The sequence below is a fragment of the Jutongia sp. SJQ-6 genome (assembly GCF_054161275.1).
This window is the reverse complement of sequence record NZ_CP195314.1, coordinates 490,927-516,804: the sequence shown is the minus strand read 5'-3', so window position 1 is coordinate 516,804 and position 25,878 is coordinate 490,927. Positions and strand designations below refer to the sequence as shown.

The 25,878-nt window shown below is 39.9% G+C and carries 24 protein-coding genes; 19 read left to right on the top strand and 5 right to left on the bottom strand.

Features of this window, described 5'->3' with window-relative positions:
• Positions 1 to 191: 191 nt before the first annotated feature.
• The 17 genes from ACSAJE_RS02340 (at position 192) to ACSAJE_RS02260 (ending at position 18,293) form a co-directional block, all read left to right on the top strand.
• Complete coding sequence (locus ACSAJE_RS02340) at positions 192 to 806, top strand: helix-hairpin-helix domain-containing protein (RefSeq protein WP_458009572.1); 615 nt, start codon at positions 192 to 194, stop codon at positions 804 to 806.
• A gap of 44 nt (positions 807 to 850) precedes the next feature.
• Positions 851 to 1,537, top strand: coding sequence for a response regulator transcription factor (locus ACSAJE_RS02335; RefSeq protein ID WP_458009571.1), 687 nt, complete (start codon positions 851 to 853; stop codon positions 1,535 to 1,537).
• 59 nt (positions 1,538 to 1,596) lie between these two features.
• Positions 1,597 to 3,030 carry an ATP-binding protein gene (locus ACSAJE_RS02330; protein WP_458009570.1) on the top strand — a complete coding sequence of 478 codons (1,434 nt, stop codon included), beginning with the start codon at positions 1,597 to 1,599 and terminating at the stop codon, positions 3,028 to 3,030.
• A 29-nt stretch (positions 3,031 to 3,059) separates the two neighbouring features.
• On the top strand, positions 3,060 to 4,031 hold the full coding sequence (locus ACSAJE_RS02325; protein WP_458009569.1) for a GerMN domain-containing protein: 972 nt from the start codon (positions 3,060 to 3,062) through the stop codon (positions 4,029 to 4,031).
• Positions 3,997 to 6,375 (top strand): DNA internalization-related competence protein ComEC/Rec2, encoded by a 2,379-nt coding sequence (locus tag ACSAJE_RS02320; RefSeq protein WP_458009568.1) that lies wholly within the window; start codon positions 3,997 to 3,999, stop codon positions 6,373 to 6,375. Before ACSAJE_RS02325 ends, ACSAJE_RS02320 begins: the two co-directional genes overlap by 35 nt.
• Before the next feature lie 183 nt (positions 6,376 to 6,558).
• Positions 6,559 to 7,590, top strand: coding sequence for a phosphoribosylformylglycinamidine cyclo-ligase (gene purM / locus ACSAJE_RS02315; RefSeq protein WP_458009567.1), 1,032 nt, complete (start codon positions 6,559 to 6,561; stop codon positions 7,588 to 7,590).
• 26 nt (positions 7,591 to 7,616) lie between these two features.
• Entirely contained in the window at positions 7,617 to 8,243 is a 627-nt protein-coding gene (purN, locus tag ACSAJE_RS02310; RefSeq protein ID WP_022025383.1) for a phosphoribosylglycinamide formyltransferase, read from the top strand.
• Between the two features lie 58 nt (positions 8,244 to 8,301).
• Positions 8,302 to 9,573 (top strand): phosphoribosylamine--glycine ligase, encoded by a 1,272-nt coding sequence (purD, locus tag ACSAJE_RS02305; protein WP_458009566.1) that lies wholly within the window; start codon positions 8,302 to 8,304, stop codon positions 9,571 to 9,573.
• A gap of 15 nt (positions 9,574 to 9,588) precedes the next feature.
• Positions 9,589 to 10,830, top strand: coding sequence for a serine hydroxymethyltransferase (gene glyA / locus ACSAJE_RS02300; protein WP_022025385.1), 1,242 nt, complete (start codon positions 9,589 to 9,591; stop codon positions 10,828 to 10,830).
• A gap of 41 nt (positions 10,831 to 10,871) precedes the next feature.
• The gene (locus ACSAJE_RS02295; protein WP_458009565.1) at positions 10,872 to 12,311 is read left to right on the top strand and encodes an SHOCT domain-containing protein; all 1,440 of its coding nucleotides are present in this window, start codon (positions 10,872 to 10,874) and stop codon (positions 12,309 to 12,311) included.
• Positions 12,312 to 12,357: 46 nt separating this feature from the next.
• A complete protein-coding gene (locus ACSAJE_RS02290) occupies positions 12,358 to 12,489 on the top strand; it encodes a hypothetical protein (RefSeq protein WP_022026174.1) in 132 nt (43 codons plus the stop codon).
• 26 nt (positions 12,490 to 12,515) lie between these two features.
• On the top strand, positions 12,516 to 14,540 hold the full coding sequence (locus tag ACSAJE_RS02285; protein WP_022026173.1) for a DNA topoisomerase: 2,025 nt from the start codon (positions 12,516 to 12,518) through the stop codon (positions 14,538 to 14,540).
• A 22-nt stretch (positions 14,541 to 14,562) separates the two neighbouring features.
• Entirely contained in the window at positions 14,563 to 15,222 is a 660-nt protein-coding gene (locus ACSAJE_RS02280; RefSeq protein WP_458010043.1) for an acyltransferase, read from the top strand.
• Between the two features lie 163 nt (positions 15,223 to 15,385).
• A complete protein-coding gene (locus ACSAJE_RS02275; protein ID WP_118690197.1) occupies positions 15,386 to 16,093 on the top strand; it encodes an iron-sulfur cluster assembly scaffold protein in 708 nt (235 codons plus the stop codon).
• Between the two features lie 21 nt (positions 16,094 to 16,114).
• Positions 16,115 to 17,125, top strand: coding sequence for a GGGtGRT protein (locus ACSAJE_RS02270; RefSeq protein ID WP_022026170.1), 1,011 nt, complete (start codon positions 16,115 to 16,117; stop codon positions 17,123 to 17,125).
• Positions 17,126 to 17,234: 109 nt separating this feature from the next.
• Positions 17,235 to 17,765 carry a DUF3877 family protein gene (locus tag ACSAJE_RS02265; RefSeq protein WP_458009564.1) on the top strand — a complete coding sequence of 177 codons (531 nt, stop codon included), beginning with the start codon at positions 17,235 to 17,237 and terminating at the stop codon, positions 17,763 to 17,765.
• 216 nt (positions 17,766 to 17,981) lie between these two features.
• Positions 17,982 to 18,293: a LysM peptidoglycan-binding domain-containing protein gene (locus tag ACSAJE_RS02260; RefSeq protein WP_118690195.1), complete on the top strand. Its 312-nt coding sequence runs from the start codon at positions 17,982 to 17,984 to the stop codon at positions 18,291 to 18,293.
• On the opposite strand, the gene ACSAJE_RS02255 is transcribed toward ACSAJE_RS02260, so the two are convergent.
• Both ACSAJE_RS02255 and ACSAJE_RS02250 read right to left on the bottom strand, forming a co-directional pair.
• Positions 18,290 to 19,045, bottom strand: a complete 756-nt coding sequence (locus ACSAJE_RS02255; RefSeq protein WP_118690194.1) for a hypothetical protein — start codon at positions 19,043 to 19,045, stop codon at positions 18,290 to 18,292. The genes ACSAJE_RS02260 and ACSAJE_RS02255 overlap by 4 nt on opposite strands.
• A gap of 28 nt (positions 19,046 to 19,073) precedes the next feature.
• Positions 19,074 to 20,201, bottom strand: coding sequence for an acyltransferase family protein (locus ACSAJE_RS02250; RefSeq protein WP_458009563.1), 1,128 nt, complete (start codon positions 20,199 to 20,201; stop codon positions 19,074 to 19,076).
• 401 nt (positions 20,202 to 20,602) lie between these two features.
• On the opposite strand from ACSAJE_RS02250, the gene ACSAJE_RS02245 reads away from it, so the two are divergent.
• A complete protein-coding gene (locus tag ACSAJE_RS02245) occupies positions 20,603 to 21,001 on the top strand; it encodes a BlaI/MecI/CopY family transcriptional regulator (RefSeq protein WP_022026165.1) in 399 nt (132 codons plus the stop codon).
• Positions 21,002 to 21,007: 6 nt separating this feature from the next.
• The gene (locus ACSAJE_RS02240) at positions 21,008 to 22,720 is read left to right on the top strand and encodes a M56 family metallopeptidase (protein ID WP_458009562.1); all 1,713 of its coding nucleotides are present in this window, start codon (positions 21,008 to 21,010) and stop codon (positions 22,718 to 22,720) included.
• 89 nt (positions 22,721 to 22,809) lie between these two features.
• Here ACSAJE_RS02240 and ACSAJE_RS02235 read toward each other — a convergent pair whose 3' ends face one another.
• The 3 genes from ACSAJE_RS02235 to ACSAJE_RS02225 all read right to left on the bottom strand — a co-directional run bounded on the left by ACSAJE_RS02235 (position 22,810) and on the right by ACSAJE_RS02225 (position 25,876).
• Positions 22,810 to 23,883: a tyrosine-type recombinase/integrase gene (locus ACSAJE_RS02235; RefSeq protein WP_458009561.1), complete on the bottom strand. Its 1,074-nt coding sequence runs from the start codon at positions 23,881 to 23,883 to the stop codon at positions 22,810 to 22,812.
• 478 nt (positions 23,884 to 24,361) lie between these two features.
• Positions 24,362 to 24,730, bottom strand: coding sequence for a BlaI/MecI/CopY family transcriptional regulator (locus tag ACSAJE_RS02230; RefSeq protein WP_458009560.1), 369 nt, complete (start codon positions 24,728 to 24,730; stop codon positions 24,362 to 24,364).
• A gap of 210 nt (positions 24,731 to 24,940) precedes the next feature.
• Positions 24,941 to 25,876: an RluA family pseudouridine synthase gene (locus tag ACSAJE_RS02225; protein ID WP_458009559.1), complete on the bottom strand. Its 936-nt coding sequence runs from the start codon at positions 25,874 to 25,876 to the stop codon at positions 24,941 to 24,943.
• Positions 25,877 to 25,878: the final 2 nt, after the last annotated feature.

Here is a 25,878-nt window from a genome sequence, read left to right as displayed (position 1 = left end):
TCGTTGTCTGTCAAAAATAGTAAGAAATATGTAAGAATTTTTGTAGATTCTTATACTTGTAATTATGAAAAAGATTCGTTAGAATAGAGTAAGGTTCGAAAGACATACATTCTATCCGTAAATATGTATAATTTGCGTATTTTCGATATTTATCAGACATTCCTGCCCGCTAATTCGCAGGAGGTAATGTTATGAAACAACAAAAATGGATCATTTGGATTATTTGTGGTGCCATACTATTTGGCGCAGGCTTTTGGTATACGAAAGGGCAAGATCCGGTTACGAAAGAATCAAATTTTCAGGCATCCGTATCAGAAAGCAGCGCTCCGGCTGGTGATACATCTAAGCCTGTGAATACGGATTCGTCTGAGATTGCCGTTTTCATTTGTGGTGCCGTAAAGCACCCTGGCGTATATCGTTTTAGTGAGTCTGTCCGCATCTGCGATGTTATTGCATCTGCAGGAGGATTAACCAAAAAAGCAGACACAAATGCCGTCAATCAGGCTCGTTTCGTTCAGGATGGAGAGCAGATAGAGATTCCGCGCCGATCAAAGACAGCAAAGGATCAGCCATGCGCAGAATCCGATGCACAGACTGCATCTGCCACTTCGTCGGACAAGATCAGTCTCAACAAAGCTACGAAAGAGCAATTGTTATCGTTGCCTGGAATTGGGGAATCCAAGGCAAACGCTATCGTTGCCTATCGCACGGAGCATGGCAGTTTCCAAAAGATCGAGGATATTATGAATATATCCGGGATCAAAAATGGTGTCTTCGACAAGATCAAAAACAAAATAACTATTTGAAATAAAGAGAGACGTTTATGTTTAACGTCGAAAGTGAGGGAAATATGGCAAAGAAAGTATTGGTTGTAGATGATGAAAAGTTAATTGTTAAGGGAATTCGTTTTAGCTTGGAACAGGACGGCATGGAAGTTGATTGTGCTTATGATGGTGAGGAAGCTCTTTCACTTGCATCCTCCAATCAATATGATGTCATATTATTAGATGTGATGCTGCCAAAACTTACAGGTTTTGAAGTGTGCCAGCAGATTCGTGAATCTTCGGATGTTCCTATCATAATGCTGACTGCTAAAGGTGAAGATATGGATAAGATCCTGGGGCTGGAGTATGGTGCGGATGACTATATTACGAAGCCTTTTAACATTTTGGAAGTAAAGGCAAGGATCCGTGCTATTATTCGCCGAAGCAGTTCCAAAATAGCTAAAGAGCCTGAAAAGGTACTTTCATTTGAATCACTTCGCATTGATCTGGACAGCCGTAGAGGTTACATTGATGACAAAGAAGTGAATCTGACGGCAAAGGAATTCGACCTGTTGGAACTTTTAATGCTTCACCCTAATAAAGTATATAGTCGTGAAGAACTTCTCAATACCGTTTGGGGATATGATTATCCGGGTGATGTCAGAACCGTCGATGTACATATTCGAAGACTTCGAGAAAAAATTGAAACAACCCCAAGTGCACCAAAATATATCCATACCAAATGGGGTGTTGGCTATTATTTCCAACGATAGGCATATCCAGCCGTATGTATTACTATTTTGTGGCCTGACAGCCGTTTGGAGGAATCATTTTGCTTGAGCGAGGAAAAGAATTACTAGTGCAGATCCGCAGTATGCGGGTGCAATTGTTTGCCGTACTGGTGGTGATTGGTTTGATACCGGTCATCTTTTTTTCGAATATTCTAATTAATTCTTACGAGAAAAGACTGATCTCTCAACGAACGGATGAGATTCAATCTTATGGAACCGTCCTCAGTAACCTTGTTAACAGTTCTGAATATCTTACCGGACAGGAGGCACCTGAAGTTGAACAGGAGGCGGAATCTATTGCAACCATCTATCAGGGGCGTGTTTTGATCATCAATCAGGATCTGTCTGTCGTAACAGATACGTTTAATCTGGAAGTCGGCAAAACTATGATCTCCTCAGAAGTAGTTCGTTGCTTTGTTGATCATGAAAAACGTTACGTAAATGATCTCGGTGACTACGTACAGCTTACGATGCCGATCGTAAACGCGTCTACTGAACAGACGACCGGTGCGATCATTTTGACTTTTTCCACCAAGAATTTTCGTACAACTGCAAATGTGATCAACCGACGCAGCATTATTTTGATATTAACAATCGCAATCGTTATCATGTTTCTTGCGTTTGGTTACTCGGTTTTGATCACCAGACCATTACAGCGTGTTACAGAATCTATTGATGACATTGCCGCAGGAGATATGGACACTAAGTTAGATGTGCATACTTACTCCGAGGTTGAACGAATTTCAGAATCTTTTAACCGCATGATCGATGTTATCAGGCAGCAGGATGAAGCAAAACAAAGCTTTGCTTCTAATGTGTCTCACGAATTAAAGACACCATTAGCATCTATGAAGGTATTGTCAGATTCCCTGCTTTCTCAAGAAGGTATGCCGGAAGAATTATATCGTGAATTTTTGGTGGATATCACGCATGAGATCGAACGTATGACAAATATCATCAACGATCTTCTCACAATGGTAAAACTTGATAAAAATACTGCAGACATGAATATTGTCAATATTAGTATCAACGATTTGATCGAACAGTTGCTAAAGCGCTTACGACCGATTGCTGCGGAACGTAACATCGAATTGATCTATGAGAGTTTTCGACCGATAATGGCAGATGTTGACGAGGTAAAACTGTCGATCGCATTGAATAATTTGATTGAAAATGCGATCAAGTATAATTATGACGATGGCTGGGTGCGCGTTACCCTCAATGCCGATCATAAATTTTTCTATGTCAAAATAGAAGATTCCGGTGTCGGTATTCCGGAAGATGTGCAAGATAAAATTTTTGATCGTTTTTATCGTGTTGATAAGGCCAGATCCCGTGATACCGGTGGAACCGGACTTGGTTTATCCTTAACACGAAGTACTGTGTTGCTGCACCGCGGCTCGATCAAGCTGCACAGTAAAGAAAAAGAGGGTTCTACCTTTACGGTGCGTATCCCATTGACTTATGTTGTCTGATCATATGACAAAAAATTGGAGGTGAGGTCGTGGAAGAAAAGACCATTGTTACAACACATAAATATCATTTTGTCCCATGGGTCGTTCTGCTTGTGATCGCTATATTGGTCTGGGCATTTCTTTTCGTACACGCACGCCCCCATAAGGATTATACCGGATACTATATTTATTGCATAAACGCTGCTGAAACGAAAGTGACTTACGAGAAATATGCTCCTAAGAATAAGAAAGGCGAAACTCTTATCAAGGAATTACTGCATAACCTTCAAAAAGAACCTTCCGATGTATCTATGAAAAAAGCCATTCCGGACAATGTATCTGTTGATGACTTCGTTATTGATAACAACGGTGACCTGACACTTTACTTGGATGCCGCCTATGGCAATTATTCCGGAGTTAATGAGATTCTGCGCCGTGCTGCGATCGTTAAAACTCTCTGCCAGTCTAAAGATGTTCGTGCTGTGCAATTTTATGTTGCAGGACAACCGTTGACCGATTCGAATATGAATTCCATCGGCTATATGACTGCCGGCAGCTTTATTGATAATACAGACAGTGGTTCAACATATCGTCAGACCGCAACTGTAAATATGTATTTTGCATCTCGAAAAGGAGATAAGCTTGTTGAAGTACCGGTTGAGATTACATATGATGCGACAATTCCGTTAGAGCAGCTTGTCATTGAACAGCTTCTAAAGGGACCATCTACGATCGACGGTGTTTCTTCCAAGGATATTCAGGCAACAATTCCTAAAGATACGATCCTTAACAAAGTTACCATGAAAGAGCATACCTGTTATGTTGATTTTTCAGAGCAGTTTTTAAATAAACCGGACGGGATTACAGCAGAAGTGGCTATTTATTCTGTCGTTAATACATTGATCGAACTGCCGGATATTACAAAAGTGCAATTTAGTATTAACGGCAAACAGGAATTATTCTATAACGATTCTATGCCATTTGGAGATGTATTTACTAGAAATCTTGATCTTGTCCAGTGATTCTAAAGAGGTGATTTATATTCGCAGACCCTGTGTTTGGATCTGTACGATCTGTATGTTTCTGTTGGTCTGGTTTCATGCCACGCACATGCAGGAACAATGGCAGAAGAATTATCCGTATGAGGCATTACTGGCTAAAAATAATGATAAGATAAATGCTTACGTAAAAGGGATTTATTATCGTACAGAGCCCACCGATTCATCCAATCGTTTATATCTCAAAAAAGTATCTGTCCATATTTCCGGACAGAAAGTATATAATTTTTCCAATATGATCGTTTATTCAGATCAATCTTCATCGCTTCTTCCCGGTAATACAATAGAGTGTTTTGGAACTCTGAAAAATTTTGCCGCGGCATCCAATCCTGGCGAATTTGATCAAAAACAATATTATCGGGAACTAAACTTCTATTATCAATTATACGCTGACCAGATCGAAGTGGTGTCCGGCCATTCTAACATATTGTTTACAAAATTGGACGAAATCAGACTTCGATTATCAACTTCGATAGAATCCGGTCTCCCTGATAAACAAGCCGGTATAATGAAAGCTGTTTTATTGGGTCAAAAAACAGAACTTCCCTCAGACATCAAACAGCTATATCAGCAAAACGGCATTGGTCATCTGTTAGCGATCAGCGGACTTCATGTCACGATCTTTTGTTTCGGTATTTTTCGCCTGCTGCTTATCTGCCGGCTGCCGAGACGCATCAGTATTCTTGCAACCATATCATTTTTAATATCGTATGGACTAATGACGGGTTTTAGCATTTCAACCAGTCGTGCCGTTATCATGATGCTCTTGTTATTCGCAGCAGATCTGCTGCATCGAAGTTACGATTTACTTTCATCACTGGCAATCAGTGCCTGCATCATTACACTGCAAAATCCTTATGCTGTCTATTCTTGCAGTTTCTTATTATCTTATTTCGCTGTGCTCGGCATTGCTGCTATTTTACCCGCTCTGCAGATGATCATAGTAGGTGATTCCGAAAAGCGCCGCGCCAAACTCCGCAAAAAGAGGCGTTGGATACGAGAAAAACAGCAAGGTACGCTATTGGATAAATGCCAATGTAAACTCTCTCTTCTCCTGGAAAAAACAGCACAATCGTTATTGGCCAGTGCCGCCATTCAACTAACTACACTGCCAATCGTACTGTTCTTTTTTTATGAGATTCCGGTCTACGGGATATTTCTGAACCTCTTAGTGCTGCCACTGGTTTCTTATCTGGTGCTGATCGGCGGCGTTGCATGTATACTAGGTCTGTGGCTGCCGTTTATGTCGCATTTTTTGTTCGGCACCACCTACTGCATTCTGTCGTTTTATGAATATTTGTGCAGGCTGTTCCAACGATTACCAATTCATTCACTGATTCTCGGGCAACCACAAATATCTCGCATCGTGATATATTACATTATTCTTGCCTTATCTCTACTATGGATCAATAAACGCACGATTATCAAGCCTTATCCTTTGCTGATCTGGACTGCTGCAGTTATCCTTCTGCTTTTTCCCATTCCACGAAAATACTTTAAGGCTGTTTTTCTGGATGTAGGGCAGGGGGATGGTATTTTACTGCAGCACACCGATGGCACTACATTTTTAATTGATGGTGGAAGCACCAGCAAAAACAATATAGGAGAGTATTGTTTGATTCCATATCTCAAATCACAAGGAATTCACAGCATAGATTATATGATCATGACTCATGCTGACAAAGACCATATATCCGGTCAGCTGGAATTAATGAAGTATGTTGCAGACCGCCAGGATATCCAAATCCGCAAACTTCTTTTACCATTGCCATCGCAAGAAATGCAGAGTGAAGAAGGATATCGCCAGATGATCACTGCTGCCAAGCAGGCAGATATTCCGATTCAAACAATATGTGCCGGCGATCATCTGCAAAAAGGCGCATTATCTGTTGCTTGTCTGCATCCAAAACCTTTTTTTGATGCTTCTTCTGCAAATGCATATTCTACGACTTTAGAAGTTACGTATTATTCAACAAAGATGCTATTATGTGGTGATCTGGAAGGTGACGGAGAGCGATATGTCTTAGAACAGTTAAAGCGTTCCGGCACCAGATTTAACATTCTAAAAGTAGCACATCATGGTTCCAAAAATTCAACCAGTGCTAAATTTCTAGCGCAAGTGCAACCGCAATATGCGATCATTTCCTGTGGTAAAAATAATCGTTACGGCCATCCGCATCGGGAATTATTATCTCGTCTAAACAGCATATCTGCACATATATTATCCACTACCGAACAAGGTGCAGTTACAGTTTATGCCGGCAGGGATTCCGTTAGCGTATTGGGCTATTTTGACAAAAACAAGTGATATTTTTGAGAATTTTTTGGAAAATTACAATGACAAACAGTAGGAATTGTGCTACAATAAAGTAGATTTGCTATGTTTATGCAATACATTTGTTGTAGTGCGTTGCCTGCGATGAATTGCATTATGGGATATTTCCCGATTTATATAATACTATTACGATTGCAACGCAGAAATGAGGAAAACATGGATTACAAGAATGCGGGAGTAGACATTGAAGCCGGATATAAAGCGGTAGAACTGATGAAAGAGCATATTGCCGGAACGATGCGCAGTGAAGTGCTTACTGATATCGGTGGATTTTCAGGAGCATTTTCTATGGAGGCGTTCAAGACAATGGAACAGCCTACTTTAGTATCCGGAACAGATGGCGTTGGCACCAAATTGAAAGTGGCATTTGAAATGGATCGCCACGATACCGTTGGTATTGATTGTGTCGCAATGTGTGTTAATGACATCGCCTGTGCAGGTGGTGAACCGTTATTCTTCCTTGATTATATTGCCTGTGGCAAGAATGAACCGGAAAAGATTGCTTCCATCGTATCCGGTGTGGCAAACGGCTGCAAACAGTCCGGTGCAGCTTTGATCGGTGGTGAGACTGCAGAAATGCCTGGATTTTATCCGGTAGATGAGTATGATCTTGCCGGTTTTGCGGTTGGTGTTGTTGACCGCAAAAATATGATCACAGGTAAAACAATTGCAAAAGGTGATGTGCTGGTTGGAATTGCTTCTTCCGGTATTCACAGCAATGGATATTCTTTGGTTCGCAAAGTGTTCGAAATGAAAAAAGAAAGCTTGAATAAAACATACGAGTCTCTTGGCGGAAAATCACTTGGTGAAACATTATTAACACCTACTGTGATTTATGTGAAGGCACTGCGCACGATCAAAGAGGGTGGCGTAACGATCAAAGGCTGCAGCCATATTACAGGCGGTGGTTTTTATGAGAATATTCCGCGTATGCTTCATGAAAATGCACATGCAAATATCAAAGTGGGAAGTTACGAGATTCCACCGATCTTTGACATGTTGGCAAAAGAAGGCAACATTTCCAAAGAGATGATGTATAACACTTATAATATGGGTATCGGTATGCTTCTTGCAGTAGATGCTGCTGATGCAGACAAGACAGTAGCTTTAGCAGAGCAGGCTGGAGAAAAAGCATATATTATAGGCGAGATCGCAGAGGGTGAAAAGGGAATTTCTCTTTTGTCCTAATAATACATATTGAAACGAGGATTAGTATGCAGAAAATTGCAGTATGTGTATCCGGTGGTGGAACGAACCTGCAGGCAATCATAGATGCCGTCCATTCCGGTAAAATTCACAACACACAAATTGCTGTTGTGATCAGTAATAAAGCGGATGCTTATGCACTGGAGCGTGCAAATAATGCAGGTATCCCGGCGTTATGTATTTCCCCAAAGGAATACGAAAACCGGAGTGCTTTTGGCGAAGCAATGGTTGATGCTCTACACAAATATAATATTGATCTTGTTGTGCTGGCAGGTTATCTGGTGATCGTTCCATCCGAAATGATCGCAGCCTACCCAAATAAGATCATTAACATTCATCCATCCTTGATTCCGGCTCATTGCGGGATGGGGTATTATGGATTGAAAGTGCACGAAAGTGTTTTGGCATGTGGCAATAAGATAACTGGTGCCACAGTGCATTTTGTAGACGAAAAGGCAGATCATGGTCCTATTATTTTACAAAAAGCTGTTGAAGTAAAAAATGGAGATACTCCGGAAATTCTGCAGCGACGTGTGATGGAACAAGCTGAATGGAACATTCTTCCGGAAGCAATTGATCTGATTGGCGCAGGAAAAGTTTCCGTACAGAATGGTATAGCTGTTGTAAGCCGTTAGTATCATTTCCACGGAATAAATAAACGCATCGCAGGATATGCAGAAATGAGGAAACAAGATGAAAGTATTAATTGTAGGAAGCGGCGGAAGAGAGCATGCAATTGCCTGGAGTGTCTCCCAGAGCAAACGTGTCGATAAAATTTACTGTGCACCTGGTAATGGTGGGATCGCAGAAATTGCAGAATGCGTAAATATTACTGCTATGGAATTTGATAAACTTGCTGCATTCGCCAAAGAAAATGAGATCGATCTGACGATCATCGGCATGGATGATCCTTTGGTTGGTGGCATTGTCGATGTATTTGAAGCGCAGGGACTTCGCGTATTTGGTCCACGTAAAAATGCTGCGATCATCGAAGGCTCTAAAAGTTTTTCAAAGGATCTCATGAAAAAATACAACATTCCAACCTGCCATTATGAAACATTTCATTCTCCGGAGGAAGCGTTGATCTATTTAGAAAATGTAACTTTTCCGGTTGTGTTGAAAGCAGATGGTCTGGCACTTGGAAAAGGTGTATTGATCTGTCAAAATCTGCAGGAAGCAGAGGCAGGTGTTACCTCATTAATGTTAGATAAACAATTTGGAGATGCCGGCAACACTATCGTCATAGAAGACTTTATGGTTGGTAGAGAAGCTTCTGTACTTTGCTTCTGTGATGGTACACATATCAAACCGATGACCAGCGCACAAGATCACAAACGTGCCAAAGACGGAGATCAGGGATTAAACACCGGAGGAATGGGAACATTTTCACCTAGTCCGTTTTATACGCCGGAGATTCAGAAGTTCTGTGAAGAACAAATATATCAGCCAACAATGGATGCTATGAAAGCAGAAGGAAGAGATTTCGTAGGAATACTTTTTGTTGGCCTTATGATGACGCAGGACGGTCCAAAAGTATTGGAATACAATGCAAGATTTGGCGATCCGGAGGCACAGGTTGTTCTGCCTCGCATGAAAAACGATATTATCGATGTTATGGAGGCTTGTATTGACGGGAAGTTAGACCAGGTGGATCTTCAATTTGAAGATAATGCGGCTGTCTGTGTTGTATTAGCTTCTGATGGCTACCCGGAACATTATGAAAAAGGGAAAAAGATTACATTTCTGAAAAATTTTGCTTCGGAAGACGGTTATTATGCATTCCATGCCGGAACAAAATTGACGGAAGACGGTTTAGTAACCAATGGTGGAAGAGTATTGGGCATTACTGCCAAAGGTGCTACATTAAAGGAAGCGCGTAAAAATGCATATAAGGCAACCGAATGGGTTACTTTTGATAATAAATATATGCGTAACGATATTGGAAAAGCAATTGATGAAATATAAAAAGGAGGATAATATATGTACTCATTTGAAGAAGTAGAACGTTTTGATCCGGAAGTTGCAGCAGCAATGGACAAGGAGACAAATCGTCAGCGTGATAACATTGAATTGATCGCTTCTGAAAATTTAGTAAGTAAAGCGGTTATGGCAGCCATGGGCAGCACATTGACTAACAAATATGCGGAAGGTTACCCTGGCAAACGCTATTATGGTGGATGCGAATACGTTGATATTGTTGAAGATCTTGCAAGAGATCGTGCCATGAAGTTATTTGATTGTACATATGCCAATGTACAGCCGCATTCCGGTGCACAGGCAAATATGACAGTATTTTTTGCTTTGCTGCAGCCGGGAGATACCTATATGGGCATGAATCTTGATCACGGCGGACACTTGACTCATGGAAGTCCGGTCAATATGTCCGGTAAATATTTCCATTGTGTACCTTATGGTGTAAATGACGATGGTTTCATTGATTATGATGAAGTAGAAAGTATTGCTAAGAAATGCAAACCAAAAATGATCATTGCCGGTGCAAGTGCATACGCTCGTAAAATTGACTTCAAGCGTTTTCGCGAAATCGCAGATTCTGTGGGAGCTTATTTGATGGTTGATATGGCTCATATCGCCGGCTTAGTAGCAGCAGGTGTTCACGAGAGTCCAATTCCATATGCTCATGTTACCACGACGACAACCCACAAAACATTACGTGGACCTCGTGGTGGAATGATTCTTTCCAGCGAAGAATTTGCGAAAGAGATCAATTTTAACAAAGCGTTATTCCCGGGTATTCAGGGTGGTCCTTTGATGCATGTGATCGCAGCAAAGGCTGTCTGCTTCAAAGAAGCGTTACAGCCGGAATTCAAAGAGTACGGTAAAAATATTATTAAAAATGCACAGGCACTTTGTAAGGGGTTACAAAACCGCGGCATTAAGATTGTTTCCGGCGGAACAGATAACCATTTGATGCTTGTTGATCTTGCAGATAAAAATCTAACAGGTAAAGACGTAGAAAAATGGTTGGATGCAGCACATATCACATGTAATAAAAATACAATTCCTAATGATCCACAGTCACCTTTTGTAACGAGTGGTATCCGTTTGGGAACAGCCGCAGTGACAACAAGAGGTTTTAACGAAGCTGATCTTGATATGGTTGCTGATGCGATTGCAATGATCATTGCAGATCCGGAAGGCAATAAGGCAAAAGCAACGGAAATCGTAAAAGGTTTGACAGACCGTTATCCGTTGTACGAATAAACGAGAAGGAAACAAAGGTATGAAAGAAATGAGGTGTACGTATGAGTGACAAACAAGGAAATGTGCCACAGTTTAGCGATTATGAAAAAGAATTGCTTTTAGATGGAGGATGGCAGTGTTCATTTTGTGAACGTGTCAACGCCAATTACGTTGGTTCTTGCGCCTGTGGACACAACAAAAAAGACAGCGATTTAAATCGTCTTGGTTTATATGAAGAATATGTAGAAAAAACCGGCCAGAAATTAGAGACTCCGGCAGCACAGATGGCTTCTGCAGAAGAGGCTAAAGAGGATGCTGCATCAGTAGAGACTACTGTTTCACAGCCGGCTCAGCCTGAGCCGGAAGCTCCAAAGCCTGTCAAAAATAAATATATTTATGAAGATACAGAGCTTGGAGAATACGAGCAGGAATTAATTGACGATGGCGGATGGCAGTGTGGATTTTGCCGTCGTATCAACGCATATTATATTACCTCATGTGCCTGTGGTCACAACAAAGACGATAGTGATCTCAAGCATCTTGGTAAATATGTGGATCCGGAAGACGAATATTATGAGGATGACGAGTACTATGAGGAAGAGGATGAAGTTGCAGCAACAGAAACTCCAGCTTCACAGCCGGTAACTCCACAGGCAGTGCCTACGCAGGCTACAGTTTCTCAGGTCGCACATACAGCTACACCAGTTCAGTCTGGAGCACAACCACAGGCTAGACCTGTACAGCCACAAGCTCAGGCAGTCCAGCCGCAGGCTTCGGTACAGCCACAAGTTCAGGCGCAACCTATTCAGCCACAGGCTTCGGTTCAACCTCAAGTTCAGGCTCAACCTGTTCAACAGCGAGCATCAGTACAGCAGGCTCAACCTCAGGCTCAACCTCAGGCTCAACCTGTTCAACGGCAGGCTTCGGTTCAGCCACAAGTTCAGGCTCAACCTGTTCAACAGCGAGCATCAGTACAGCAGGCAGCTACACCGGTTCAACCTAAAATTCAGGCTCAACCAACAGCAAAACCAGAGTCGCCATTTATTGATTATGATGATGAAGAACCAGTTGCAGCTACAGCAAAGACTCCGGTTCAATCTCAGGTTCAGGCTCAACCTGTTCAACAGCAGGCTCCGGTTCAACCGGCACAGCCACAAGTGCAGGCACAACCTGTTCAGCCGACACCGGTTCAACCAGCTCAACCTGTTCAGCAGCAAGATCCGGTGCAACCACAACCGGCTCAACCAGCTGTTGATAACTCAGCGCAGAATGCAGCAACTCTTAAGTCAAACATCGAAGATCAGATTTTAGAAGATCTAAAGAAAAACAACTACTCCGATGTTGCTATTGTGCGTGCTAACCGCAAATATAAAGAACTTGTGAAAAAGGGCATTATGACACAAGATGAGTTTAATACGAAAATGCATGAATTATTACCAACAGAAGAAGAACCGGAAGAGGAAGCTGCTTCTGATGCGGAAAACGCAGAAAGCAATGAATAATATAATATATTACATATTTATTGCTTAAGATTGGAGAGAATCAACCATGAACATTGAGATTAATGTTACAAAAATTGTTAAATATGTTTGCGTAACCGGAGCAGTTATTGTTGCGATCATATTTGGACAAAAAACATATGCAGAGTATATTCATGCGAAAAATAGGGAGGAACAGTAAACGTTTTGTTTCTGTAACAACAGCATATGAGTAAAAAATTATTTATCGCTGAGAAACCAAGTGTCGCAAAGGAATTTGCTAAGACACTTGGCGTCTCGGGCAATGCAGGACAGGGTTATATGGAGTCACAGGATTACATTGTTACTTGGTGTGTTGGGCACCTGGTTACAATGAGTTATCCGGATGCTTATGATAAAGCATTAAAAAAGTGGACTCTACAAACCCTGCCTTTTTTGCCGGAAAAATTTCTATACGAACTTATTCCAGATGTAAAAAAACAATTCAATATTGTGGCTGGTCTTTTAAATCGCGAAGATGTATCTACCATTTATGTATGCACTGATTCCGGGCGCGAAGGGGAATATATCTACCGCTTAGTAGATCAGATGGCACATGTTCCGGATACCAAGGACAAACGCAGAGTATGGATTGATTCCCAAACGGAAGAGGAGATCAAGCGCGGCATTACCGAAGCAAAACCACTTTCTGAATATGATAATCTTTCCGCTTCCGCCTATCTAAGAGCCAAAGAAGATTATTTGATGGGTATAAACTTTTCGCGCGTATTATCACTGAAATATGGACGTCCCGTAATGGATTACCTTAACACCGGTAAGTGGTCTGCCATTTCAGTCGGTCGTGTCATGACTTGTGTTCTTGGAATGGTAGTTCGAAGGGAACGTGAGATTAGAGAGTTTGTGAAGACTCCATTTTATCGTATTTTGATGAAATGTAATCTGGAAGGGAAACAATTTGAAGGTGAATGGCGTGCGGTTGAAGGCAGCCAGTTTTACCAATCACCGAAACTTTATAAGGAAAATGGGTTCAAAAACCGTGAAGATGCCGAACAGCTTTGCAAAACCTTAACCTATGATCCTTTACAGGTGATCATTCAAAAAGTAGAACGCAAAAAAGAACGCAAAAATCCACCCTTGCTCTTTAATTTAGCGGAATTACAAAACACATGTTCCAAATTATTTAAGATCAGTCCGGATGAAACACTAAAAATTGTACAAGAGTTATATGAACGTAAGCTTGTTACATATCCCCGTACGGATGCACGAGTACTTTCTACTGCTGTAGCCAAAGAGATATACAAAAATATCGGTGGTTTACAAAATTATTCCCTGATTGCTCCCTATGCTGCAAAGATCATGGAGCAAAAAGCCTATGCCGGGATTGCCAAAAGTCGTTATGTAAACGATAAGCAGATTACGGACCATTATGCAATCATTCCAACCGGACAGGGGTTAAATGCACTTGGCAACTTAAGTGTGACAAGTCAACGAGTATACGAAGTGATCGTCCGCCGATTTCTCTGTATCTTTTATCCGCCTGCAGAATATCTAAAGATCGGGGTGACTGCAAAACGTGATACAGAAACATTTTTTGCAAATTTTAAGATTTTAGTCAAACAAGGTTATTTGGAACTTGCGACTGCATCTTTTGCTAAGAAAAATATGTCCACTAACGCATCTGTTTCCAAAAACAGTGAGAATTCTATGGAAACTGTCACTTTTGACGAGAATCTGATCACGTCAATCCAAAATCTAAAAAAAGGAATGGCACTTCCGGTGGAAGAATTCTTTATTAAAGAAGGAGAAACATCTCCACCAAAGCGCTATAACTCAGGTTCGATCATTTTGGCTATGGAAAATGCAGGACAACTGATTGAAGAAGAGGAACTGCGAGCACAGATAAAGGGAAGCGGAATCGGCACCAGTGCCACACGTGCCGAGATCTTGAGTAAACTAGTCAAGATCAAATATCTGAAATTAAATAAAAAAACACAGATCATTACACCGGAATTACTCGGTGAAATGGTATATGACGTTGTTGATGGTTCCATACGTTCTTTGCTAAATCCCGAACTGACTGCAAGTTGGGAATTAGGCTTGACACAAGTTGCTGAAGGGCAGATCACAGAGGAACAATACATGGCCAAATTAAACGGCTTTATTACCCGTCGTGTTCAATATGTCAAACAAACTGCTAATCAAACGGCTCTTCGTCAACAATTTGACAAAGCAGCTGTATATTATAAGAAATGAGGTGTTTCATATGTATGATTCAATGAAAAACAAAAATTTATTTAATATGGAGGAGACGATAGCAAAAGATATCTTTGACGACTGCGATTATCCGTGGGAAGTGCTTCCAAAGATCGAAGCTTTTATTTTGGAACTGGGTAAAACTCTTTCGGAAGATGAGTACGACTGCATTGATGGCAATATCTGGATCGCTAAGTCCGCAACAATCGCACCAACTGCATCGATCACAGGACCATGCATCATTGGTAAAAATACGGAAGTAAGACAAAGTGCATTTATCCGTGGCAAAGCAATTGTCGGCGAAAACTGCGTTGTTGGTAATTCTACCGAATTAAAAAATGTCATTTTGTTTAATAATGTCCAGGTTCCACACTATAATTATGTCGGTGATTCAATTTTGGGATTTAAATCGCATATGGGTGCCGGCTCCATCACTTCTAATGTAAAATCAGACAAAACCATAGTTACGATCAATTATCAGGGCGAAAAACTTAATACCGGACTTAAAAAAATGGGTGCAATTCTTGGAAATTATGTAGAAGTAGGATGTAACAGTGTTCTTAATCCGGGAACAGTGATCGGAAGCAATACTAATGTTTACCCATTGTCCAGTGTTCGAGGTTTTATTCCAAGGGGATGTATTTTTAAGAAACAAACAAATATCGTACAGAAAGACATATAATGCGAATATAGTCGTTGTCATTTATTTCTAACCATCTTTTTCGTCAGATTTTTTAAGAAATATTGGCGAAAAGTGTAGACTAATTGATAAATTTGTGCGAAAATGGTCATAGAACTGTGGAAATATTTCTGCAGAGAAAAAGCAAATCGAAAGGAGCATAAACATGATTTATTCACAGGAAGTAGAAAACATGTGCCCAGTTGCTCAGGGTGTGCATCACGGTGCAGCGCCAATCCCAGAGGAAGCAAAATGGGTTCAGGCAAAGGAAGTAAAAGATATCTCTGGTTTTACACATGGTGTAGGCTGGTGTGCACCACAGCAGGGTGCTTGTAAGATGTCTCTTAACGTTAAAGAGGGTATCATTCAAGAAGCATTAGTAGAGACAATCGGCTGCTCAGGTATGACACATTCTGCTGCTATGGCAACAGAGATTCTTCCGGGTCTGACGGTTATGGAGGCACTGAATACTGACCTTGTATGCGATGCAATTAATACAGCAATGAGAGAGCTCTTCTTACAGATCGTTTATGGTCGTTCACAGAGTGCATTCTCTGAGGATGGACTTGCTATTGGTGCTGGTTTGGAAGACCTTGGTAAAGGACTTCGTTCTCAGGTTGGTACAATGTACGGAACCTTAAAGAAAGGTCCTCGTTACTTAGAGATGGCTGAGGGTTATGTAACCGCTATCGCTTTGGATGAAGAGGATTTGATCATTGGTTATAAGTTTGTAAACCTTGGTAAAATGACTGACTTCATCAAGAAGGGTGATGATCCTAATACAGCTTGGGAGAAAGCTGCAGGACAGTACGGTCGTGTTGACGACGCAGTGAAACTCATCGATCCAAGAACAGATGAAGAAATCGCAAAATAATATAAAGGAGGCAAACATAACATGGCATTATTTGAATCATATGAAAGAAGAATTGACCAGATCAACGCTGTATTAAACAGTTATGGAATTTCTTCTCTTGAAGAAGCAGAAAAAATCACAAAAGATGCTGGACTTGATGTATATAACCAGATCAAGGGCATCCAGCCAATTTGTTTTGAGAATGCATGCTGGGCATACATTGTAGGTGCAGCAATTGCAATTAAGAAAAACTGCCGTCGTGCAGCAGACGCTGCAGCAGCAATCGGTGAGGGACTCCAGTCTTTCTGTATCCCTGGTTCTGTTGCTGATACTCGTAAGGTAGGTTTAGGACATGGTAACCTTGGTAAAATGCTCCTCGAGGAAGAGACAAAATGTTTCGCATTCTTAGCCGGACATGAGTCTTTTGCAGCTGCCGAAGGTGCTATCGGTATCGCAGAAAAGGCAAACAAAGTACGTAAAGAGCCTCTTCGCGTTATCTTAAATGGTCTTGGTAAAGATGCTGCTCAGATCATCTCTCGTATCAATGGTTTTACATTCGTTGAAACTGAGTTTGATCCATATACAAATGAAGTAAAAGAAGTATTCCGCAAATCTTATTCTGAGGGTCTTCGTGCTAAAGTAAACTGCTACGGTGCAAACTCTGTACCAGAGGGTGTTGCTATCATGCACAAAGAGGGCGTTGACGTATCTATCACAGGTAACTCAACCAACCCAACTCGTTTCCAGCATCCGGTAGCTGGTACTTACAAGAAAGAATGCTTAGAGCAGGGTAAGAAATATTTCTCCGTTGCTTCCGGTGGTGGTACAGGTCGTACACTTCATCCAGATAATATGGCAGCAGGTCCTGCTTCCTATGGTATGACAGATACATTAGGACGTATGCATAGCGATGCTCAGTTTGCCGGTTCTTCATCCGTTCCTGCTCACGTTGAGATGATGGGACTGATCGGTGCTGGTAACAACCCTATGGTTGGTATGACAGTTGCTGTAGCTGTTTCTGTACAGGAAGCTGCTGACGCTGGCAAGTTCTAATCTTGTAATTGTTCAATAATAATGTACAATAATAGAAGAGCAGATCAGACAATCGTTGTTTGGTCTGCTTTGCTTTTGGCAAGATAGACAGAAAGGTATGGTGTTTCGAATGAATTATACAAAATTAACGAACAACTTAATTGACCTGGTAAAAGAAGAACAGGCAAAACTCGGCTATCGAAAAGAAGCCATCCGTTTATATTACCCTTTAAGCAGCTTGCAGCATATATTAGGCACAACAGACTCTGCAGAACAATTAATAGAAAAATTGCAAAAAGAAGCAAATTTTGCCAAAGATTCACTAGGTACTTTGGATATATCCTGTCAAAACGAACGATTCTGCATTGGTATTCCTGTCGATGGATCCGAATGGGTACACGATCATATGCAACCGGCAGAATTTATCGTATCTCTTGTTGATCTTGTCAGTCGTCACGGATGTACAATGGAAGATATCTTTGCATTATTTCGTGCACAGGAACAACCTGTTGAAATTAAGCAAATCAAAGGCGGAGAATTTGACTATCGCATCCGTTTTCTAGAAGGCGACGACCCTTATTATTATTGTTTTAAGGACGAGGAGATCCATATTATATATCATCGTTTTCTACCGGAAGACTATGAGGATTTCAACTTTTAAGACCAGATTTCTAAACATGGAAATTCATAGCTTTTGACATCGCTATCTAAAAAACGAACATATTTTTCGATATAATTCGAAAATATGTTCGTTTTTTGTTGACAAACATTTGTTCGTATAGTATATTATATACAGAACAAGCGTTCTGTATATACAAAACCTTTATTACTGACATTTACCAGATTGCATCGTAGCGATGCAGAAACGAGGTGTACTATGAGAACATACAATGGAAAAAGAATCCTTATCACATTAACTTTGGCTTGTCTGCTTGTATTTGGACTAGTGCGAGTATGTAATTCTTCTGAGAGTACCGCACAAGCCTCTGTGGATCAATCAAAAATCAGTTATGTCTCTGTATTGATTCATTCTTCTGATACATTGTCAAGCATTGCCAACGAATATTATTGCGATGCGTTTGGCTCTGTTCAGGATTATGCCAAAGTCATTCAAGAATATAACAGTTTAGACAGCGATCTGATCTACGCCGGAAACCATCTTATGGTTCCTGTATATCAAGCCAATTAATCCAAAGAAGATTGTATCATCTGCATAATGAAACGAGCATATTTTTTCTCGCCGTGCGGATTAAGATGTACTCCGTCCTGATAAAACCAATCCGGATGTTTTTCTCCTTCTTTGGACCAATAAATGCGCTGTACATTTTTATTGGCTGCAACAACCCGTTGGATCGTATTATTGACATCTTTTTGAATGTCTAAATGTTTTCCATAAGTATCGATCCAATAAATTGTTCGATCCTTGCCTAAATAATCAATCAATTTTTGACCGCTCTTTGAATTGAAGTTGCTATTGGTTCCCAATGCAATAATGACAATATCCCCTAATTTGTGTTTCTTGTCTAATTGCTTTGCAACATCCAAAGCCTGTACCACTTGTCTGGAAATTTTCGCATCCACAACTGCATTTTCACACTGTTGTTGAAACGCTACAGATGCTCCTAAAAAGACAGAATCTCCAATCACGGTAACAAAATGTTTCTTTATGGTGATATCTTTGCCTGTATCTGCCGGCATATTATTTGCCGGAACCGTAGTATGTAATGCAGATGTTGACTGCGATGGAAGAGTAGATGTACCATCAACTTTTTTCCCCTTCTCCTCATTTATAAGTTGCTGTTTTTTACGAAGATCCGCTTCTAATTTTCTGGTATCGGAAGCCGGAGCTTTTATAATTCCATAAGATGCAACCAGTATACATAAAAGCAACCCCAAAGCCTTTATGTTTATATTTCGTGATGTTCTTCCTGTGTATTTCATTTTTCCTCCAATCTACTTAATGATATTTCTATAATAAAACTAAAATTGGATAATGCCATAAGTACAAGTAAAAGCTGTATTTTCCAACCACCGCCAGACAATTTGCGCAAAAACTATTCGTGACTGCTTTTTTATGATTCTCAATAAAGTTGATCAATAACATATACCACACACTGATCACAAACATCCCACCTTGATATAACAACGGATCTGTCCCATAAACAAAGTGGAAGAGAACCACGATCGTGCACAACGTGATCACACTACAAATCCGACGCCAGAATGCCGGAAATTGTACACGCCAAAAGGAATAGTTCTGTCGCAGGGCGCCAAGCAGTATTCCCAAGAGCACATTAAATGCCATGGTATCCGTACCATAATATACACGCGATGGGTCCTGCCCCGGGACATACCGTAAAATCATCGCAAACACCGATAACAATGCAAGTCCCCCAAAACACACACCTGCAATCCCTCTCCTCTGATCATTCCGTTTTGCATTTTGGTAAACCTCTTTGTCCAGCTTCCTGTACTTTGCGTTACCAACGATATCTCCCTTATATTTACGCTTACTCAATCTGCAGTAACCCCAGAATAACAGTGGCCATATCAAATAAAACTGCATTTCAACCGACAAATACCATAAATGTGTAAATGGCGAACTTGCTGTGTGTTTTTCAAAATAAGATGCATTTTGTGCAATCTGCCACCAATTGTTATATCCCAAAAATATACTCGCTACCTGTTGACGGATTCCGATCATCTGTGGACTGTTACGTATTGTCATATATGCACATACACACATTACCATTACAAAACATGGGAACATAATTTTTTTTATTCTATTTTGGTAATAATCGCATATATGAAAGGAACCGCTACGCCACTTTTGTAGGGTAGTAGTAAACATCAAATAGCCTGATAACACAAAGAACAACGGTACTCCCAAAAAACCACCCGGAACATAGCTCGGAAAGGCATGATATAAAACAATCCCCAGAATCGCAATCCCCTTTAATGCATCCAATGGAATACGTGTCTTATCCCACTCCCGTGTCTTATCCTGCTGAAATAAAGATAGGTTATTTTGTTGTAAAGCCATTTGATTTTGCAATGTCTTTCGATTTTGTAATACCATTTGGTTTTGTAATACCATAACGAACCCCCTTTTCTGCTCATAAACCAACAACCAATTTGTCATAGTGCAAGTATTTACTTACGTTCTCAACTATGATCTTGCTGTGGTCAAACATGAATTTTACTTTGTAAACCATACTATACACGATGTGATTTACAATGTCAACCACTTTTTTTCACTGCGCTCAAACTATCCATGTGATTTCTTATTTTGTTAACTCTCTAATGAATACATACCTGAAAGATTGCCTGAGATGTCTCGTTTTAGCAAAGCATCATCCATTTTGGGACGGGACGCTTTCGGAATCCTTTATACATTGTTATGCATAATAATTTTGGTTGACAACATAAACTAAGTAGTCTAAAATAATAGACATTAACTATAATGTTCATTATAGGAAAGAAAGGTTTGGTTATAGCGTGAACGATAAAATTAAAGTAACAAATAGCGAATGGTATGTCATGAACTGTCTTTGGACAGCCGAACAATCATTGCCTTTAATGCAGATAGTTCCTTTGTTAAAGCAAAGTAATGGTTGGAGCAAAAGTACCAGTGCAACAATGGTTCGTCGTATGAGTGAAAAAGGACTTATCGGATATAACGAGCAAGGTAAAACAAAATATTTTTTCCCAAAGGTAAACAAAGAAGATGTTGTTGTTCAAGAAACCAAAGATTTCTTACAGCGTATTTATGATGGAAGTGTAGGAACAATGATGAGTGCACTTGTACGCCAAAACGATCTGTCTTTGGATGACATTCACGAATTACAACAGATTCTGAAAGACGCAGAATCAAAAGCGAAAAAAAGTAAGGAGTAACTGAAAATGGTAGATTTTATGTTATGGTTTTTAGAATCTTCCTTGTTAATATTATTTGTACTGGGAATACGCAAAATATTCAGTGGAAAAATCAGCTATCGTGCTATTTATGCATTATGGCTTGTTGTTGTATTTCGCTTCATGATCCCGGTAAATATTATCCCAACCCCTTTTGGCTTTGCAGATAACATGAAAAAATCGATTGATCATCTTGAGCTAGAACTTTCTACCGCTGCGAATAACCCCGCAGCGATATCGCAAAAAGCACCAAATTTCACGTTACAAAAATCTGCCAACAAAAGCATTGGTGATACAGAAATAACTGCTAACAATACAAAAGACACAACCGTCGAACATAATAATGTTATGACAAACTCTGAAGAAACGCATAGCTTAAATACGCCGCAGAAGCAGGAGAGAAGTCGTGATAACTCACTTTCATTGCTATTACTTGCACTTCCAATAAAGCAAATAGCCATGACCATATGGGGAATTGGAACGGTTCTCTTGTTGTTGTGTTTTGTATTGTCTAATCGACATATGACTAAACAGCTGCATAAATATCGTGTTTTTATTTCGCGAGTTAGCAATCTCGATATATTTGCTGTTGATACTATTCCAACACCATGCTTATACGGCTTGAGACATCCAGCCATTTACATCCCGTCATTTTTGTTGGATGAGCAGGATCCACGCCATATCTCACCAAACGAACTTCGACATATTATTGCTCACGAATCTGTACATTACCAGCATAAAGATTATATCTGGTCGATTCTACGCATGGCATTATTAACAGTCTACTGGTTCAATCCGCTGGCATGGATTGCAAGCAGTTGTTCTAAAAAAGATGCAGAACTATATTGTGACGAAACGGTATTGCAGCAGATTGGCTCGAAACAGCGTTTTGAATATGGTAATCTATTGATCAAACTTGCTGCAAAACCAATGATTGGCGGTTTTTGTTATTCCGTTGTACCAATGAGTCGCAAAGGGCGGGAGATGGAACGACGAATCAAAGAGCTAAGCTGTCCACAGAAACGCTACAAATGGTTGATATTTCCAATGTTTCTGTTGCTGCTATTTGGAACAGTCATCACCTGCAGCACGGGCACTGGCTTAGCAGCAAAAAACAAAGCATCAGAAACATCTTCTGCAGCTATAAGCGAGACTTTAGCACAAGTATATGCTCAAAATTTTTATTCGCATAATTTTGTGATGAATTCTTTGTCGGAAAAAAGCTTTGCAGAGCAGGCATTGACTATTAACACCTCGTCCTGCAATCAATCAAATGCCTCCTTCGCAAATGTATTGCTGGCAAGCAACAATGTTTCAAATACAATAACCGTAGAAGATACTATAGATGCCACAGATTATAAACTGTGCGAATCTTTGTTCCGCCGTTATGTTTCCGCATTTACAAATGCTATAAATACCGGTAATACAAAATTTTTAAAAACAGTACTTGCAGCAGATGCATACCATCAACAGAGTTCACTTGCCAAAAACTACTACAAACGCGGTATTCGCGAAAATGCTAAATCTTTGGAAGTAACCTCTGAACAGACAACAGATCAAAAAGTGTACGTACTATCCAACGAAAAAATATATGTACGTTATGCAGATCAAACACAAAAACTAATCAAACAACGTTACCGCTATACCTGCGAAAAGATTGACGGCCAATGGTTTATCACAGAAATGTCTGATATTGAATAACCTAAGCTTCCCATACTGGAAGTTGCTGTTCAAACCACATATTGCTTATTATGTCAGTAAAATAATCGCTATTTTGTAACAGATATTGATTACCGCTGCTTCTTTTGGTGCAATTGTACCGCTGAAGCAGCTTGCCGTTTCTTATCATCATCTAATGCCGCATAATGCTTGCGCGTTGTATTTACGTCATTATGTCCCAAGACCTCTGCAACCAAATAAATGTCGCCTGTTTGGCGATATAACGAAGTACCATAGGTGCTTCGTAATTTATGCGGCGTAATATGCTTAAACGTTGTTACCTGACTCGCATATTCCGTTACCAGATTCTCAACGGCCTGTATACTAATACGGCGTCGCTGGATGGAATAGAAGAGTGCATGTTCATGACCTTCTTTCGGAATAATTTTACTTCTGGAATCTTCAATATAATTCATCAAAGCTTCCCGAACTTCTGCTCCAAAATAAACAAACTCCTCCTTACCACCTTTTCGAATAATGCGAATTCGATTATCTCGAAAATCTAGATCTTCAATATCCAGACCAACACATTCAGAAACACGGATACCTGTTCCTAAAAACAACGTAAATATAGCAATATTTCTTAATCGATTTTTTTCATAGTAGGTTTTCTTGATCCCGGTTAAATTATCGCCACCATGTTCCACCAATTCTAATAGTTCATTTACCTCGGAAGAATCCAATCGAATAATTTCCCGATCATGTAATTTGGGCATATCTACAACAACGGTAGGATTATTTTGAAGTTGTCCACGTTTTTGATAATATATATAAAAACTACGTAAGGAAGCCATTTTACGATGAATACCTCGTTCATCGTTTGTAAATTCCTGTCCATCGTATGTATATAGCTTCAAATATTCCATATATTCCTCAATATCCACCGGCTCTAATTGATCCAAATACGACAATTCTATATCAGAAATTGGCTTGGATGCAAACATTGGATTCGCACTTTGTAAAAAGCGAAAAAAAGTGCGCATATCATAAGCATAGCCAATCCGAGTTTTGATTGATGTTGTCGGTTCTATACCATGAAAAAAATTTTTACAATATTTAGGCAGCTCCTGCAAAAGATCACGCAGCCTATTAATGTTCGTCGCTTTTAATTGCTGATGATATGTTTTTGTACGTTTCGTACCCATAAAAAATCACAAATTCCTTTCTAAGTTTGCCAAAAACCACAAAGCAAACTATAACTTGCAAAGCATTCACAGACGACATTTAACATTGCCAAAAGTCTCATTAAGTGAAAAGGCTTTAATATTCGGAAACATACATATATTATACCCGAAATATGTCGTTTTGACAATATCTTTTTGATAAACTGGGGTTTATCAAAGAGATTTATTTTAGCAAATACTGCTCTTCTCTCTCCATTTTATTATGACAGAAATTTGGAACTCAGACCTTTTGACACCCTAATCTTGTTAAGGAATAAAGAGTCGCTTGCGACTCTTTCGCGCTCGAACGGTGCTGTTTACAGCTAACTTCTTCTCCGCGAGATGCGCATCCTTGCGGAGCGTTTTTTACTTTATAGGAAACTTCTCGTTTCCTATAAAGTAAAAAAAGATGTTGACAGCTTTCATAGCCTTCAACATCTTTTATCATGTATGTATAAAATTATTTCGTCATTCGCTTGCTGATCGCAAATTCTAACGCAGCCAAATCATCAGAACTTAACTTCTGATTGACCAAATATTCTGTAATAAATTGTGAGACCGATCCATTGTACAATTTATTCAACAAAGCTTTCGTTTCGATTTCCTGCACTTTTTTCTTAGATACGTTTGCTCGACATATAAAGCCAGGATCTTCTCTGGTGATCGCACCTTTTTCGATCAAACGTTTGATTACTGTATAAGTTGTATTTTTCTCCCAGCCAATATATTCTTTGATGATCTTGGAGATATCTTTTGCAGCCAGCGCCTTATTAGACCACAATAACTCCATAACATTTAATTCTCCCTCATGCAAACGTAAATCTTTCATAATCGCTACCTCGTTTCCTGTCGATTTCATCCGACAACAAATTAATTCTACATATTAAGAATAAAATCGTCAATGGCAAAACTGCACAATTAAAGCAGTCTACAATTGTGTAACTTTTAATACTACAATTGTAGCCCACAATATCTTTGATTCTACCAATGTAGAAACCACTAATTATAGGCCTTGCCTGACTTAATAAATTACAATTTTTTAGTCTTCTTTTAGTTTTTTCAGTAATTTTTGAAAATAATCCGGCAATGGAGCGTCAAATTCCACATATTTCTTAGTGGTTGGATGGATAAAACCCAGTGTTTTTGCATGAAGTGTCTGTCCTGTTAATGCGTAGGGACTCTTCTGTGGTCCGTACACGGTATCTCCTAAAATCGGGTGTCCGATACTGGACATATGAACACGGATCTGATGAGTACGGCCTGTTTCCAAATTGCAAGCTATATAATTAAATTTTCGATTTAGATGATCTAATACCTGATAATGTGTAACTGCCGGCTTTCCGTTTTTTTCGTTGATCGCCATTTTTTTGCGATCAATTGGATTCCGTCCTATTGCACCTGTTATTGTGCCTTGTTCTTCTGATAAATTATTCCATACGATGGCATGATAGGTGCGTGTAATAGAATGGACCGCCAATTGTTCTGCAATAAATTGATGTGCCTTGTCATTTTTGCAGACTACAAGCACTCCTGTAGTATCTTGATCGATACGATGAACAATTCCCGGTCGCATCACACCGTTGATCCCGGAGAGCGAATCTTTACAATGGTACAAGAGTGCATTAACCAACGTCCCCTCATAATGTCCCGGTGCAGGATGTACCACCATTTGTTTTGGCTTATTTACAACAATAATATCCTGATCTTCATATAAAATATCAATCGGAATATTTTGTGCTATAATGTCCGGTTCACGAAGTTCTTCAGGCTCAAAGTAAACCTCATCATGTTCCATCACTTTATAACTGCTTTTTACTGCCTTACCATTTATCAATACTCTTCCATTTTGAATTGCTTTTTGAAGTGCTGCTCGCGAATAATCCGATAGCATTTTTGACAAATATTTATCTAGCCGAAGTCCTATCACATCTTGATCCGTTACTCGAAAGCAAATGTTTTCATTCCTGCCTGGCATAG

Coding starts and splice junctions, on each gene's coding strand:
- ACSAJE_RS02335 (WP_458009571.1), top strand. CDS start 851: ATGGCAAAGAAAGTATTGGTTGTAGATGATGAAAAGTTAATTGTTAAG.
- ACSAJE_RS02240 (WP_458009562.1), top strand. CDS start 21,008: ATGGTAGATTTTATGTTATGGTTTTTAGAATCTTCCTTGTTAATATTA.
- glyA (WP_022025385.1), top strand. CDS start 9,589: ATGTACTCATTTGAAGAAGTAGAACGTTTTGATCCGGAAGTTGCAGCA.
- purD (WP_458009566.1), top strand. CDS start 8,302: ATGAAAGTATTAATTGTAGGAAGCGGCGGAAGAGAGCATGCAATTGCC.
- ACSAJE_RS02260 (WP_118690195.1), top strand. CDS start 17,982: ATGAGAACATACAATGGAAAAAGAATCCTTATCACATTAACTTTGGCT.
- purN (WP_022025383.1), top strand. CDS start 7,617: ATGCAGAAAATTGCAGTATGTGTATCCGGTGGTGGAACGAACCTGCAG.
- purM (WP_458009567.1), top strand. CDS start 6,559: ATGGATTACAAGAATGCGGGAGTAGACATTGAAGCCGGATATAAAGCG.
- ACSAJE_RS02285 (WP_022026173.1), top strand. CDS start 12,516: ATGAGTAAAAAATTATTTATCGCTGAGAAACCAAGTGTCGCAAAGGAA.
- ACSAJE_RS02255 (WP_118690194.1), bottom strand. CDS start 19,045: ATGAAATACACAGGAAGAACATCACGAAATATAAACATAAAGGCTTTG.
- ACSAJE_RS02275 (WP_118690197.1), top strand. CDS start 15,386: ATGATTTATTCACAGGAAGTAGAAAACATGTGCCCAGTTGCTCAGGGT.
- ACSAJE_RS02295 (WP_458009565.1), top strand. CDS start 10,872: ATGAGTGACAAACAAGGAAATGTGCCACAGTTTAGCGATTATGAAAAA.
- ACSAJE_RS02265 (WP_458009564.1), top strand. CDS start 17,235: ATGAATTATACAAAATTAACGAACAACTTAATTGACCTGGTAAAAGAA.
- ACSAJE_RS02270 (WP_022026170.1), top strand. CDS start 16,115: ATGGCATTATTTGAATCATATGAAAGAAGAATTGACCAGATCAACGCT.
- ACSAJE_RS02225 (WP_458009559.1), bottom strand. CDS start 25,876: ATGCCAGGCAGGAATGAAAACATTTGCTTTCGAGTAACGGATCAAGAT.
- ACSAJE_RS02230 (WP_458009560.1), bottom strand. CDS start 24,730: ATGAAAGATTTACGTTTGCATGAGGGAGAATTAAATGTTATGGAGTTA.
- ACSAJE_RS02320 (WP_458009568.1), top strand. CDS start 3,997: ATGTATTTACTAGAAATCTTGATCTTGTCCAGTGATTCTAAAGAGGTG.
- ACSAJE_RS02340 (WP_458009572.1), top strand. CDS start 192: ATGAAACAACAAAAATGGATCATTTGGATTATTTGTGGTGCCATACTA.
- ACSAJE_RS02235 (WP_458009561.1), bottom strand. CDS start 23,883: ATGGGTACGAAACGTACAAAAACATATCATCAGCAATTAAAAGCGACG.
- ACSAJE_RS02290 (WP_022026174.1), top strand. CDS start 12,358: ATGAACATTGAGATTAATGTTACAAAAATTGTTAAATATGTTTGCGTA.
- ACSAJE_RS02280 (WP_458010043.1), top strand. CDS start 14,563: ATGAAAAACAAAAATTTATTTAATATGGAGGAGACGATAGCAAAAGAT.
- ACSAJE_RS02250 (WP_458009563.1), bottom strand. CDS start 20,201: ATGGTATTACAAAACCAAATGGTATTACAAAATCGAAAGACATTGCAA.